The 12,614-nt window shown below is 38.1% G+C and carries 10 protein-coding genes and 1 pseudogene; 1 reads left to right on the top strand and 10 read right to left on the bottom strand.

Annotated features, from left to right (window positions below; genetic code table 11):
* Nucleotides 1-39: 39 nt before the first annotated feature.
* From hldE to L0B53_RS13280, 5 genes and pseudogenes are all read right to left on the bottom strand, one after another.
* A pseudogene (gene hldE / locus L0B53_RS13300) lies at nucleotides 40-1,469 on the bottom strand (bifunctional D-glycero-beta-D-manno-heptose-7-phosphate kinase/D-glycero-beta-D-manno-heptose 1-phosphate adenylyltransferase HldE).
* 174 nt (nucleotides 1,470-1,643) lie between these two features.
* Nucleotides 1,644-2,705 carry a glycosyltransferase family 9 protein gene (locus L0B53_RS13295; RefSeq protein ID WP_235060094.1) on the bottom strand — a complete coding sequence of 354 codons (1,062 nt, stop codon included), beginning with the start codon at nucleotides 2,703-2,705 and terminating at the stop codon, nucleotides 1,644-1,646.
* Nucleotides 2,706-2,992: 287 nt separating this feature from the next.
* Nucleotides 2,993-3,412 carry a glycine zipper family protein gene (locus tag L0B53_RS13290; RefSeq protein ID WP_235060093.1) on the bottom strand — a complete coding sequence of 140 codons (420 nt, stop codon included), beginning with the start codon at nucleotides 3,410-3,412 and terminating at the stop codon, nucleotides 2,993-2,995.
* Nucleotides 3,413-3,812: 400 nt separating this feature from the next.
* Nucleotides 3,813-4,670 carry a glutathione-dependent disulfide-bond oxidoreductase gene (yghU, locus tag L0B53_RS13285; protein WP_235060092.1) on the bottom strand — a complete coding sequence of 286 codons (858 nt, stop codon included), beginning with the start codon at nucleotides 4,668-4,670 and terminating at the stop codon, nucleotides 3,813-3,815.
* A 209-nt stretch (nucleotides 4,671-4,879) separates the two neighbouring features.
* Nucleotides 4,880-5,221, bottom strand: a complete 342-nt coding sequence (locus tag L0B53_RS13280) for a YggL family protein (protein ID WP_235060091.1) — start codon at nucleotides 5,219-5,221, stop codon at nucleotides 4,880-4,882.
* 255 nt (nucleotides 5,222-5,476) lie between these two features.
* Here L0B53_RS13280 and L0B53_RS13275 point away from each other — a divergent pair, with 255 nt between their 5' ends.
* Nucleotides 5,477-6,403, top strand: coding sequence for a LysR family transcriptional regulator (locus L0B53_RS13275; RefSeq protein WP_235060090.1), 927 nt, complete (start codon nucleotides 5,477-5,479; stop codon nucleotides 6,401-6,403).
* 8 nt (nucleotides 6,404-6,411) lie between these two features.
* Here the strand turns inward: L0B53_RS13275 and L0B53_RS13270 are convergent, their stop codons facing one another.
* The 5 genes from L0B53_RS13270 to L0B53_RS13250 form a co-directional block, all read right to left on the bottom strand.
* Complete coding sequence (locus L0B53_RS13270) at nucleotides 6,412-7,452, bottom strand: hypothetical protein (protein ID WP_235060089.1); 1,041 nt, start codon at nucleotides 7,450-7,452, stop codon at nucleotides 6,412-6,414.
* Entirely contained in the window at nucleotides 7,442-8,503 is a 1,062-nt protein-coding gene (locus L0B53_RS13265; RefSeq protein ID WP_235060088.1) for an HlyD family secretion protein, read from the bottom strand. The genes L0B53_RS13270 and L0B53_RS13265 overlap by 11 nt, the downstream gene beginning before the upstream one ends.
* Before the next feature lie 129 nt (nucleotides 8,504-8,632).
* Entirely contained in the window at nucleotides 8,633-9,808 is a 1,176-nt protein-coding gene (locus L0B53_RS13260; protein ID WP_235060087.1) for an MFS transporter, read from the bottom strand.
* Nucleotides 9,809-9,985: 177 nt separating this feature from the next.
* Entirely contained in the window at nucleotides 9,986-11,593 is a 1,608-nt protein-coding gene (locus L0B53_RS13255) for a BCCT family transporter (protein WP_235060086.1), read from the bottom strand.
* A complete protein-coding gene (locus tag L0B53_RS13250; protein WP_235060085.1) occupies nucleotides 11,584-12,570 on the bottom strand; it encodes a homocysteine S-methyltransferase family protein in 987 nt (328 codons plus the stop codon). The genes L0B53_RS13255 and L0B53_RS13250 overlap by 10 nt, the downstream gene beginning before the upstream one ends.
* Between the last annotated feature and the right edge of the window lie 44 nt (nucleotides 12,571-12,614).

Below are 12,614 nucleotides of genomic sequence, written 5' to 3'. Positions count from 1 at the left end.
CTTGGTCATGTTTCACCAGTAATAAGAAAATGTAATATTTTAATCTTCTTTATTCTGAATCGCATTAATAATTTCAGTGGTCGAACAACCATTCTCAAAATTTAACACTTTTACTTCACCACCATTTTCAACAACTTCAATACCACCAGCAATCTCATCAGGTTTATAGTCACCACCTTTAACAAGAATATTTGGCAGAATATTGGCGATTAAACGTTGAGGGGTATCTTCTGCAAAAGGTACCACCCAATCGACTGCTCCTAAGCTAGCAAGCACCGTCATACGGCGATCAACCGGATTAATGGGACGAGATGCACCTTTCAATCGTTTCACTGACGCATCATCATTGACTGCAATGATTAAGCGGTCGCCCAATTTCGCCGCTTGATTCAAATAAGAGACATGACCCGCATGCAGTATATCAAAACAGCCATTGGTCATTACAACCCGCTCACCTTTAGCTTGCGCAGCTTGAACGAGTTTAATTAAAGAGGCTTCAGGAACCACGCCCAATTCAGTATCCGGTGCACCATGAATAGCCTCGGCCAGTTCAATAGCTGAAACCGTTGAGGTTCCTAATTTACCCACCACAACTCCCGCCGCAGCATTAGCTAACGCACACGCCTCTTCAAGAGACTTACCGGCAGCAACAGAAGACGCTAAAACAGAAATGACCGTATCGCCAGCACCGGTAACATCAAAAACTTCTTGCGCTTGCGTTGCCAAATGAAACGGCTCTTGGCCACGACGAAGCAGCGTCATACCATGTTCACTTCGGGTAACAAGCAACGCTTCAAGATCATATTGATTAATCAGTGATTGGCCTTTAGCAACAAGATCTTCTTCATTTTTCACTCGACCTGCCACCAATTCAAACTCAGACATATTCGGCGTTAATAGTGTCGCTCCACGATAACGTTCAAAGTCATCACCCTTAGGATCAATAAAGATTGGAATATTAGCGGTTTTGGCTTTTTGAATCATCACTTGAACGTCTGACAATGCGCCTTTGTCATAATCGGAAAAGATAACAGCTTTAGCTTTAGGCAGAGACGCGTCCATTTTATCCAAGAACAACTGAGGTTCAACATTGGCAAACTTCTCTTCAAAATCGAGACGAATAAGCTGCTGTCCACGACTCAATACACGCAGTTTTGTGATAGTGGGTTGCTCATCAACAGCAATAAAATCACAATGAACATTTAATGAATTCAGCGAGTTTTCAAGCAGAGTTGCAGCCTCATCTTTACCCACTAAACTAATGGTTGTCGCTTCCCCCCCAACACCGCAATATTCATCGCGACATTCGCTGCACCACCAGGACGATCTTCGACTTCTGAAACCTTAACGACGGGAACTGGCGCTTCAGGAGAAATACGACTCGTTGGCCCAACCCAATAACGGTCAAGCATGACATCACCAATAATTAATACATTTGCATCTTCATAATTGGGTAAAATTGGCTTCATTTTTCTCTCCAAAGAGTGAGCTGTTATTGAGTAAGAGTAAGGCAACAGCTCACATTAATCATTTCGGTTGAAAGTATTCAATCGAGTATCTATTTATTATATATCTAACTTTTTATTTTTAGTTCAGTAGTCAGAAGTAAAGGGCGACAAACTCAAAGATTAAAAACGGGTTTGTTATTTAATTACGATATTTTGCTCTTTGACAATTCGTTCTATCATAGCAATAACAACAGGGGCTTTAATTCGATCCATTGCAGACTCATCTTGAACACGTGTACGCCACGGTAACATTTCAATCGGTTTATTGTGTTCTTCTGCAACAGCTTCTGCATAAACAGAAACGACGTAATCTAGATAGTGATAAGGGCCTGAACGCATTGGATTGTAGTGGGCATACAGACCGACAACAGGTGTATTCATCGCACTAGCCATATGAGTTGGCCCTGTATCTGGCGCAAGCACAAGATCCGCGTGATCAAGCAGAGCCAACATCTCTTTAATTGAGCTTTTTCCCACTAAATTGAAAACAGGCTGAGTTAATTTTTCTTCAATACTGGCCGCTAAGTCAATTTCAATAGGTGCAGGGCTGCCTGCAATGATGACATTAAACCCTTTATTTTGAGCGTCGATAATAACGTCGGCATAACCTTGAGCATTCCAATTTTTGTATGCTTTACTGGTGGCAGGCACAACAACTAAATTCGTTTTATCACTAGAAAGCTGTTGTTTTGCCCACTGCCCTGCTTGCTGAGAATAAGATAAATTCCAAGAGGCTTTTTCTTTCGGTAATTCCAAAGCTGAACCAAATGCCAACAGCGTATCGACCACATGCAAAGATGTTGGTGATTTGACTTTTAAGTTAGTAAATAGCATCTGCATATCTTGACTACGTTTATTATCAAACCCCAACTTATATTTAGCTTTAATTCCAAGAGTCGCAATGCTCGATCGAAGCGCATATTGCATATGAAGCAAGGCATCAAAACGTTGATCTTTTAATTGCGACCAAAGTTCAAGGTAACCTCTCCAGCCTTTTTTCTTATCAAAAATAACGACGTTTATATTAGGAAGGTCATTGATTAATTGCGCTTCTAATTTGCCACAAATCCATGTTATTGAGCAGTTTGGCCACTCTTTTTGAATTGCTTGCACAACAGGAATAGTATTACAAACATCTCCAATAGCAGAGAGACGTAATACACAGATCGAGGTTGGTGGGGATTGAAAAATAGTCATAATAATCATTATAGTAAAAAGCTACTGGATATTATGCATTTGAATAGAGTTAATGTAAAACTTATCTCAGCCTCATCACTAAAATATAAGCAAAAATACTCGCCAATCAGATGACTATACCCAAAGTAATTGGCGTTACTAGTAGGCGGCAAGTGAATAAGCCCCTATGAGTATAGGTGTACGATATGATTGGGGCGAATGAGCACAGCCAACAACCTAGCAACTTCAAGTAAGAAGGGTATAAATAACAGAGAAAAGTTTATCTACTATTTAGTCAAATTGGCACATTAATTAAGCACTTTATAACCACGATTAATCATGCAATTGCGCATCACTTGGTCTACTTCATGAGAATAAGATACCTGACTTACGGCGCGAGATTGTCGGCTCCCAATGATTCCACGAACTAAACCGATCCCAGCACCGATTTTTGCACCTTCAGAACCTGAGCCGCCTGCAATCGCAACACCAGCTGCACCAACAGCGGCTCCTCTCGCGGCACCTACCGCTGCTCCCCCGACAGGAGCCACAGCCATTTGAGGTTGAACTTGGTAGCTCAACTGCTGACATTGATACATATCAGCACTGTATTGCGTTTGATCTAACCCTTGTGTATCGATAATTAAATTTGTAGCAGAGGCTAAATTTACTGTCAATAATGAACCTAAGAAACAGGTTGTGGCGATAATCAAAGTGGATTTTTTCATGCTTACTTTTTGAATCCGAGTTTTCAATGACGAAGAATAAGCAAGTTAGTGCAAGGCAAAAGAAGAATTGTCAGCGGGATGTCATTAAGTCTATATTTACATTGAATTTCAAATAGATGAAACAGATAGTTTACATAAAAACTGCACTATTTTTTCAATTACTCTAAAAAGATCATCTTGATTGATGATGAAAAATAGTCAGTACAATTTTAAAAACAGATAGCACTGACTTATTCAACAGCTTAGCCTCATCAAATAACAATATACCCTTCATCCTTGAAGTCGTTAGGTTGTTGGCTGCATTTGTTCGCCCTCATCATAGAGTACACTTATACTCATGGGGCCTCACTCACTTGCCGCCGACCAGCAACGCCAATTATTTTGGGTATACACATTAGATTTAAGGGCGTAATTTTAATACCGCATCAATATCTTCAGCACAATGGCGTTCAGCAACTTGTTCCCAAGGTTCACCAAAAGTACGGTTAACAATTTTTCCACGTTGAACGGCTTCACGAGCCAAAATCTCTTTAGCCCAACGCTGGACATGGGTATAACTTTCAACGTCTAAAAATTCAGCCGCATTATAAGCTTTACCTAAAACTAAATTCCCATACCAAGGCCACGTTGCGATATCCGCAATCGAATACTCATCTCCAGCTAAATAACGACTGTTCGCTAACCGTTTATCCAAAACATCTAACTGACGTTTTGCTTCCATCGTAAACCGATTTATTGGATATTCGAAATACTCAGGCGCGTAAGCATAAAAGTGACCAAAACCGCCACCAAGGTAAGGAGCTGAACCTTGGAGCCAAAATAACCAGTTCATCATTTCAGTACGAGTAGACAGATCTTGTGGAATAAAGTGACCAAATTTTTCAGCTAAATAGAGCAAAATAGAACCGGATTCAAACACATTGATTGGTTCAACCCCTGATCGATCGACTAGAGCAGGAATTTTTGAATTTGGGTTAACATCGACAAAGCCTGATGAGAATTGATCACTTTCACCAATTTTAATGATAAATGCATCATACTCTGCCCCTTCAATGCCCAAAGCTAACAACTCTTCTAGTAAAATTGTCACTTTTTGACCATTCGGCGTTCCCATAGAATAGAGTTGGATGGGGTGCTGACCTACGGGTAATTCTCGTTCAAAACGAGCCCCAGAGTCAGGGCGATTAATATTAGCCCACTCTCCGCCATTCTTTTCTTCCATGACCCATACTTTAGGTGGTGTGTATTTACTTTCCATTTTTAACTATTCCTTCTAATACAATTTAAAGCATACAAATCAAGTATATGCTGATTTCTTCATTTAGACAGTAGATAATGAAATATTATCCTCATTGAGACTAAATTAATGAGTATTATTAATTAGCAAGATATAAAAAAACCGTTAATATATCCCTTTAATCAAAGGGAAATTAACGGCTCATTTATTAGCAAAAATAGAAATTAAAATTAAAAAATATAATTCGCATCCATAAGATCACTGACTTCAACTTTACTGACTAATGGGTGATTAGAAAGCCATGTAGCCACTTTTTCTTTTTGCTCTTCGGTTGCAGATTCATAACGATGAATTGAACATAAGAATCCATCAAACAGCTCTAGACCGCCACCACCAAAACTTAATTCAATACTATCAATAAAATCAACAAATTCATCGACGAACTGGTCGTACTCTTTAAACTCTTTAATTGAAGTTGCACAACTAATTGCAAAACCTTGGATTGCAAACTCACCTAAATATAACTTTTTACGTAAACGGCGGTTTTTATTCTCGATTTTATCTAGTTTCATCTTGGTACCTTTTGGTTTGAAATTCTTTTGCTTTGTTGATGACTACCTTGGTCCCCATCAAATTGCTTAATAATATAAGCGCCTGCTATTATAGCCTTTACCACAACACTTGTCTGTGAATCTTTGATTCCTTTCAGTCAATTCAGCTTCATAGGTAGTCAAAAAAATCAGGAAATATAAGCTTAACGATTGAAAAGATTCGTCTATATTTAAATATACTCAGGTTGTCATGAGTCAAAATACAATAGGAAATTTATGAAACGAACCAATTTTGATGATTTTTACTTGTTCCAGCAAGTCGCTAAATTACAGTCTATCTCTTCAGCAGCTGAACATTTAAACCTATCAATTGCGACCATAAGTCGAAGATTGGTCACGTTAGAGGATGAATTGAATCTTAAACTCTTTAACAGAACAAGGCGGAGTTTAACGTTGACCAATGATGGCGAGCATTATTATCAGAAGCTATCTCCGTTATTAGAGCAACTGGGTGAAGAAATTGATCTATTGCGTTACGCCAATTCAAGTCCTGTTGGACATTTGAGAATTAGTTTACCTAATTTTTTATATGAACAATATTTAATGACCGTCATTGAGCAATTTCAAAAAGAATACCCTAAGATAAAAATCACATTATCTTCGACTTATGATAGAGAGGTAGACATTGCCGATGATATTGATATTACATTTAGAGTAAGAGAGCCAACATCACAAGATTTAATTTCCAAAACATTACTTAATCTTGACCAAATTTTCATATCGACACAACCACCTACTCGAAAATTTAAACTTGATACCTTTGAACTGGTTAAAACATGGTTAGATAGTAAAGATATCATCTATTATTTTGATTCGATTAATCTACCAATGCAGATAAAAGGTGATAGCCATTGGTATCACTACAGAGCGAATGAGCAAAAATTGATGTTAAAAACATTTTCCATGATTAAAACCAGTTTAAACATGGAAAATACATTGACTTTCGTTCCTAAAAGTATGGTTCAACAAGAGTTACAATCTGGTCAGTTTGTTGAAGTTCTCTCAAATTGGATTATCCCTAACCTTCCCGTTAATATGATTTATCGTTCAAGAAAACAGTTACCTAGTCACCAGCGATTATTTATCGATGCGATAACCGCATACTTCTCCAATTTGAATGATAATAATTCCCTTCTAACTTGATAATAACGTTAATTTAACGATGATACTGTTTTAAGATTATTTTGTTTAAAGCACTTTAGTTTAGTCATTAACCAATAAATGATATACATCACCAACGCTGTAATAATCATGTCATAAGCACGATGATAATAAGAACCAACCGCTAACTCATAAGGCTTAGTATAAAGTGACAATGGAACAAGAGTCGCTCTTAATATATTATTTTCATAGTTAACATCACTACAAATAGAGACTCTTAACTGAGGATTAGAAGCAAAATAAGTATAAAAGCTAGTCAATAGCAACAAGATGAGCCCTGCCCATAGCAAATTACCTATATCAATGGCGAGTAAATAGTTAATAAAAAGACCAATTAAACATCCACCTACTTGAATAGGTATAATCGCTTTAACATTGGAAATAAGCGTTTCTTTGGTTCGTGAAAAAGCAATGCCGCCTACGACTAAGGTACAAAAGATGGAGGTTATTAAATTGACTATTTGAAAAACAAGTAATACAACCACCATTAATACAAAAGCAAAATGTTTATTCTTTATCGGTATCTCAACGGCTTGTGCCTCATTTCCTTTTTTCCTTACTTTATGATTGGGAAATAGTGCAAAAAGCAGCCAAGCTATAGGCACTTGCATTAAAACACACTCAATTAAACTATAAACACTATGTTCAAGAGTATGATCATAACTCATATTAACAACAGCATATAGATAATAAAAAATCATTGTTGGAAGGATTAATGTTTGATGCCAATACTTAAAGCGATAAATAATCGTCGCAAGAAACAACATCGACAAAGCAAATACCATAAATGGGGAAGCAGAAAATAGCTCCGCAATGAGAGTACCCGTAACAATATAACCGGTTTGTATCCCATATCTTTTCGCTAAAACTTTTAAGGAAAATCTATCTAGTGCTGTAATAGGTAAAGCAATGAGCACACCAAATACTGGGCTACTAATATCGGTTCCCCATGCTAACAACAAGCCACAAGTCGTGATTAATGCACGTCGAATAACCGCATTATTATCAAATTGAAAAGGTTTAATAAACATAACGCAAATACGACATTGTTGTCATGACAAAACCAGAGAAAGCGTGCCAAAATGGATGCGTATTTTCAGCAGCCATGACCGTTGCTTTTGAGCCTGCGATTAGTGCATTAGGAGGGCTTTGTAATTCAATACGGATCGGGAATTGCTCAGACTTTCTGATCCAACGATCACTCGCGTCCATTGTCGAAAGCTTACCGGTTTGACTAACGCCACTTTGTATCGCTTTATCAGAGCTTAATACAGTGCCAGGAAAAATTTTTCCAGGGTATGCGTCAAAAATAATAGCAACAGAACTTCCCTTAGTTAAGGTATTTAAGCCTTTTTCATTAAAGTTGGCCGCTAAATATTGCTGCTGATCATCAACAATCACCATGGTATTTGTCGAAGCACTCACATAATCACCTAAATCGATCTGTAAGTTAGAAATAATGCCACTGCCACCCGCATAAACGGTGGTTCTTTCGAGGTTTAATTCAGCTGTCGCTAACGTGGACTTCGCTTGTAGAATATCTGGATTTTGGTTAGGTAGACCGATTAAGCTTTTTGTTTGGCTAATTTCTGCTTCTTTCTGCTTAACAAGGAAATAATTACTCTCTTTATCACTTTGTGCTTGATCGAATTCTTCTTCACTTATCTGCTTGGTTGCAAATAAGTCATTGTATCGATGAAAGTGCTTTAAGGCTTGACGATAAATTGCTTTCTGTTGAGCGAGTGCCGACTTATCAATATTAAGTTGCGCTTTCATTGATTCAAGATTAGTTTGCGCGGCGATTAATTTTGCTTTTGCATCGCGAACATTAATCAAATACTCTTTGTTATCGATGGAATAAATCGCGTCACCTTGTTGAATAGATTGTCCATTTTCAACATAAACAGCCGTTACATTACCAGAGACTTCCGGATGAATGTTAATTGTAGGCATTTGTACTTGAGACTGGGTAGTAAAAGGGGCATAGATATTAGAAAGTACAATAATAATTCCTGTTAAAACAATCAATGAAATAACAGTTCTAATTATCCACTTAGAAATTAATACCGCATCAATTTTCATTACATTCACCTCAATCTTGTTATGAGCGAGGATTATAAATGTAATGAAAGAGGTTAAAAATAGACAACAATAAAAGTAACATTCTTATAATTGCAAACTAAGCGTTATCGACAACGTAGTCATGATATTTTAATTTTCTTTCTTCACGACCATATTCAATATAAAAAGAACACCTATTGGTAACAAGGAGACCAGTAACATCCATGACCAGCCCTGAGTAAATAAAATCACCCCGGCCCCTAAAGACCCTGCTGCTTGAAAAGCAGTAATAAAGAAATCATTAATTGCTTGAATTTTAAAGCGCTCACTCGCTCGATACGTTCTTGGTAATAATGTGGTGCCACTAATATAGAGGAAGTTCCAACCTACGCCTAATAATACCAAAGCCCACCAAAAATGATGAACAGAGTGGCCAGAAAGTGCAATCGCAATACAACTCAACATCACCACGCAACCAACAGTAATTAACTTATAAATACCAATTCGTTTAATAATCAGTGGGGTGATCAATGAAGGGAGATACATTGCCATCACATGACTTTGAATTACCCACTTAGCATCGTGGATGCCGTGGCCATCTCCTGACATTGCCAATGGGGTTGCCGTCATCAAAAAAGCCATTACCCCGTAAGCGGTTAAGCCAGAGCCAATGGCTAACCAAAGCATCGGTTGTTTAAAAATCGTACTTAATTGACGAACTTCACCTGCTTTTTTATCGATTTCAGCAATATTTATTGGCTTCATTGCGATAAATAGAACTAAAGCCCCGATCAATTCCAGCACTCCCAGAAAACCATAAGCTTTAGCGTATTCAGAATCAAAAATGGGTAATATCTGGCCCAAATTGAGTAATTCAGGGCCAACCCAAGCAGCAGCGATTCCTCCAACCAAAACTAAACTTACTACCGTTGGATGTTGTGCTGCATTTTTACAACTCTCAATCGCAGCAAAACGATATTGACCAACATAAGCAAGCTGAGTACCTAATAAGAATGTACTAAAAGCAAAGCCCCAAAATGATTGCTGTTCAACCATCCAACCCGCTAAAAATGCAGCAAAACTACTAATAACCGCCGCAATAATAAAGGCATATTTACGACCAATTAGGTGTTGAATTTTTGCTGCAGGAAAAATATTTACAAAGACACCAATAATCAGTGTCGTTACAGGGAGTGTCGCTAATTCAGGAGAATCATGAAGTTGAGCACCAATGATCCCACCAAGGAAGACATTGAGAGAGCCCACACATAAGACAAATGGTTGGACTGAAGCAAGAAGCCATGCATTCCATGGTAAGTTTTTCATTTATATTATATCCATATAATTATTACTTAATAAACTCGACGAAGTTTAAATATCCATTATTAATTAAGTAGATAGTAATAATTAACATCAAATAAAGCAATGTGTTTAATGCGAGAAATAGAGAAGCCTCGACTCAAAAAATGAATAAAAGCTTCATTAATTATCAACAGAAAAGCATTATTTTTTAATTCCTAATGAGATAATCTCTTGTTCTGAATAATCACCAAAGTCGGCTTTGATCTGTTTGATGGTGTAGTAAAGCATATAGGAGGTTAACGCAACAATCGGTAAAATAAATAATAACACCGCACTTTGAATCGCTTTAACGGAAGCACCAGCAACCATAAAAGAGACTGGCACTAAGACAATGACCACACACCAAAATACTTTAAGCCACACGTTAGGGTTACCATCTTGATCTAATTGATTTTGGCTACTGCAAGCTAAAGTAAATGCACTTCCATCTAGCGTCGTAATTAACAATAAAAAAGTCGCAATCGCAAACAGTGTTAAGGCTAGACTAGAAAGTGGCAGTTGTTGAATGACTTGAGTAATCGCTAAAGCCCCTTGCCCACTGTTTAGCATCTCAATAACATTGACTAACTGCTCTCGCTCCGCGTTCATCATTAGTGACCCTGTCACAGAGAATAATCCTACTACGCCCGCTGTTCCGCCCCCTAAGGTACAGATCAACATATTGCGCAGCGTTCTCCCTTTAGACACTTTGGTGATAAAAATGCACATTAATGGAATATACACACCCCAATAGGCCCAGAAATAAACCGTCCAATTTTGCGGAAATCCATTGCTACCAATGCTATCAGTAAATGTACTCATTGATATCGCATTTTGCAGCCATAAACCAATACTCGAACTGGTATTATCTAAAATAAATTGGGTTGGACCAAACAGCAAAATATAAATAAGCAGTGCTGCTAATGAATAGGTTCCTAAATCACTTAGCCGACTCATCCCATTTTTTAATCCCAGAATCGTACTTAAAATGAGTAACATCACTACCGCAGCAATAATTTGTAATTGTAAACCTATGCCATCCGTTAAGTTAAACATCACCGAAATAGCACCGGACAAAACAGGAACACCTAATGCCAACACGGTAATCAACACCAGAGTTAACATGATGGGATAAAGGAATTGAGTCAATTTAGCAAGGGTTCTACCCACTTTTGGATTAGGTGAAATGGCTTCAACGATATCAGCCAATTTCAATGATCGGACGCCTTTAACATAGAAAAAATACATCACTGGAATCGCGGTAACCGCATAAATTGCCCAACCAATCACTCCCCAATGGTGCAAGGTATAAGTCACTGCCCATTCATAAGCTTGTTGAGAATGCGGTTCAACATTAAAAGGTGGTGTTGAAATATAGTACCCCCACTCTAAAAATGCCCAATAAACACTGCCAGAACCAAAACCAGCAAACGCCATAATAGAGATATAAGAGAGAGTTGAGTACTCAGGCTTCTCATTGCCCATTCGAATATGGCCGTATTTACTGAAAATAAAGTATCCAGCAATCACCACCAACCCTATCGCCCACCATAAAATCGGGGTTGCAAATTTAACCGAGACAAAGTTAAAAATCGCTTCTGCAATCGCAATTCCTTGTTCAGGAAAGTAACTCACATAAAGTGAAATTAAGCTCACCACCACCAGCGTTAAACCAATAGTCAAGTAGTTATACCGCGGTTGATTTTGAGCAACTTGATGATCTTTCTCAATGAGATTACGTTCAAGTTGTTGTGATAAATCTAGAGACATACCGCCTCCGATTTTTCTTGATTATTAATATTTAATGCCGATTGAGTGTGAGGTGTAAATCTATTGACTAACTCTGCAATATGTTCTGGATGAATTCCACAACAACCACCAATCAACGTCGCGCCAGCATCAATCCAAGTTTGTGCATAATCGGCATAAACCTCGGGTAGTAAGTTATCTCGCATAGCAGCACAACCGGAGTTCGCGAGATGATTTTCGGATAACGGGGCAAAGCCATTGGCATAAGCGCCTAATACGATCGAGTGTTTCTCTTTATTGTTATTATTAATCGCAAGATCTAACCCTTTTTTAGCCTCTTTTAACGCCCCTTCAATCACATCGACACAGCTGCAATTAAATAGGATACCTGCAATCGGTAGAGAAATAATATCTTCAATGATATCCCTAACTTTCTCACCTGAACGTAATTCTGGATTATCCGACACCTGATCTTTGACCGATAAAGAGAGCCAAATCGGTTTCACTTTATTATTGCTTTCTGCGGTATTTTGTTCAATCAACTCAACGATTAATTTCGCCTCATCTAAACTTGATATCGTTTCAAGTAACCAAAGATCGACATCTTGCTGTTGATTCTCAATCAATTTATTAATAATCGGCGTGGCTTTTTCTCCTTCAAAAAAGTCTGTACGATAAGAGCCTAATACAGGAGGGATACAGCCAGCAACAGTGGCAGAAAAAGGTCTGGCAGCTTGTTTCGCTAATCGAGTCGCTTGTTGAATTAACACTTCCCCTTGTTGTTCAAAACAGGCGTCACCGATATGAAAAGGGACTAAAGCATACGTATTAACAGTAATCACCGACGCTCCAGCATTTAAAAAATTATTATGCGCATCTGTGACATATTGGTCATCTTCCATTAATGCCAATGCCGACCATTCTGGTTGTTGGAAAGGCGCGCCGATACGTTTCAATTCACGACCCATGCCACCATCTAAAATTACGATATTGTCCATTTTATTTCTCCTTGCAACGTCACCAGAATGGTTCACTTTATTTA

The sequence above is a fragment of the Vibrio sp. SS-MA-C1-2 genome, from assembly GCF_021513135.1.
GTDB lineage: Bacteria > Pseudomonadota > Gammaproteobacteria > Enterobacterales > Vibrionaceae.
Note: the sequence above shows the minus strand (reverse complement) of the source record. Positions and strands in the feature narration are given on the sequence as shown.

Excerpts from the sequence above, each read along its gene's own strand:
- L0B53_RS13295 (WP_235060094.1), bottom strand. The coding sequence starts at position 2,705 with ATGACTATTTTTCAATCCCCACCAACCTCGATCTGTGTATTACGTCTC.
- L0B53_RS13290 (WP_235060093.1), bottom strand. The coding sequence starts at position 3,412 with ATGAAAAAATCCACTTTGATTATCGCCACAACCTGTTTCTTAGGTTCA.
- yghU (WP_235060092.1), bottom strand. The coding sequence starts at position 4,670 with ATGGAAAGTAAATACACACCACCTAAAGTATGGGTCATGGAAGAAAAG.
- L0B53_RS13280 (WP_235060091.1), bottom strand. The coding sequence starts at position 5,221 with ATGAAACTAGATAAAATCGAGAATAAAAACCGCCGTTTACGTAAAAAG.
- L0B53_RS13275 (WP_235060090.1), top strand. The coding sequence starts at position 5,477 with ATGAAACGAACCAATTTTGATGATTTTTACTTGTTCCAGCAAGTCGCT.
- L0B53_RS13270 (WP_235060089.1), bottom strand. The coding sequence starts at position 7,452 with ATGTTTATTAAACCTTTTCAATTTGATAATAATGCGGTTATTCGACGT.
- L0B53_RS13265 (WP_235060088.1), bottom strand. The coding sequence starts at position 8,503 with ATGAAAATTGATGCGGTATTAATTTCTAAGTGGATAATTAGAACTGTT.
- L0B53_RS13260 (WP_235060087.1), bottom strand. The coding sequence starts at position 9,808 with ATGAAAAACTTACCATGGAATGCATGGCTTCTTGCTTCAGTCCAACCA.
- L0B53_RS13255 (WP_235060086.1), bottom strand. The coding sequence starts at position 11,593 with ATGTCTCTAGATTTATCACAACAACTTGAACGTAATCTCATTGAGAAA.
- L0B53_RS13250 (WP_235060085.1), bottom strand. The coding sequence starts at position 12,570 with ATGGACAATATCGTAATTTTAGATGGTGGCATGGGTCGTGAATTGAAA.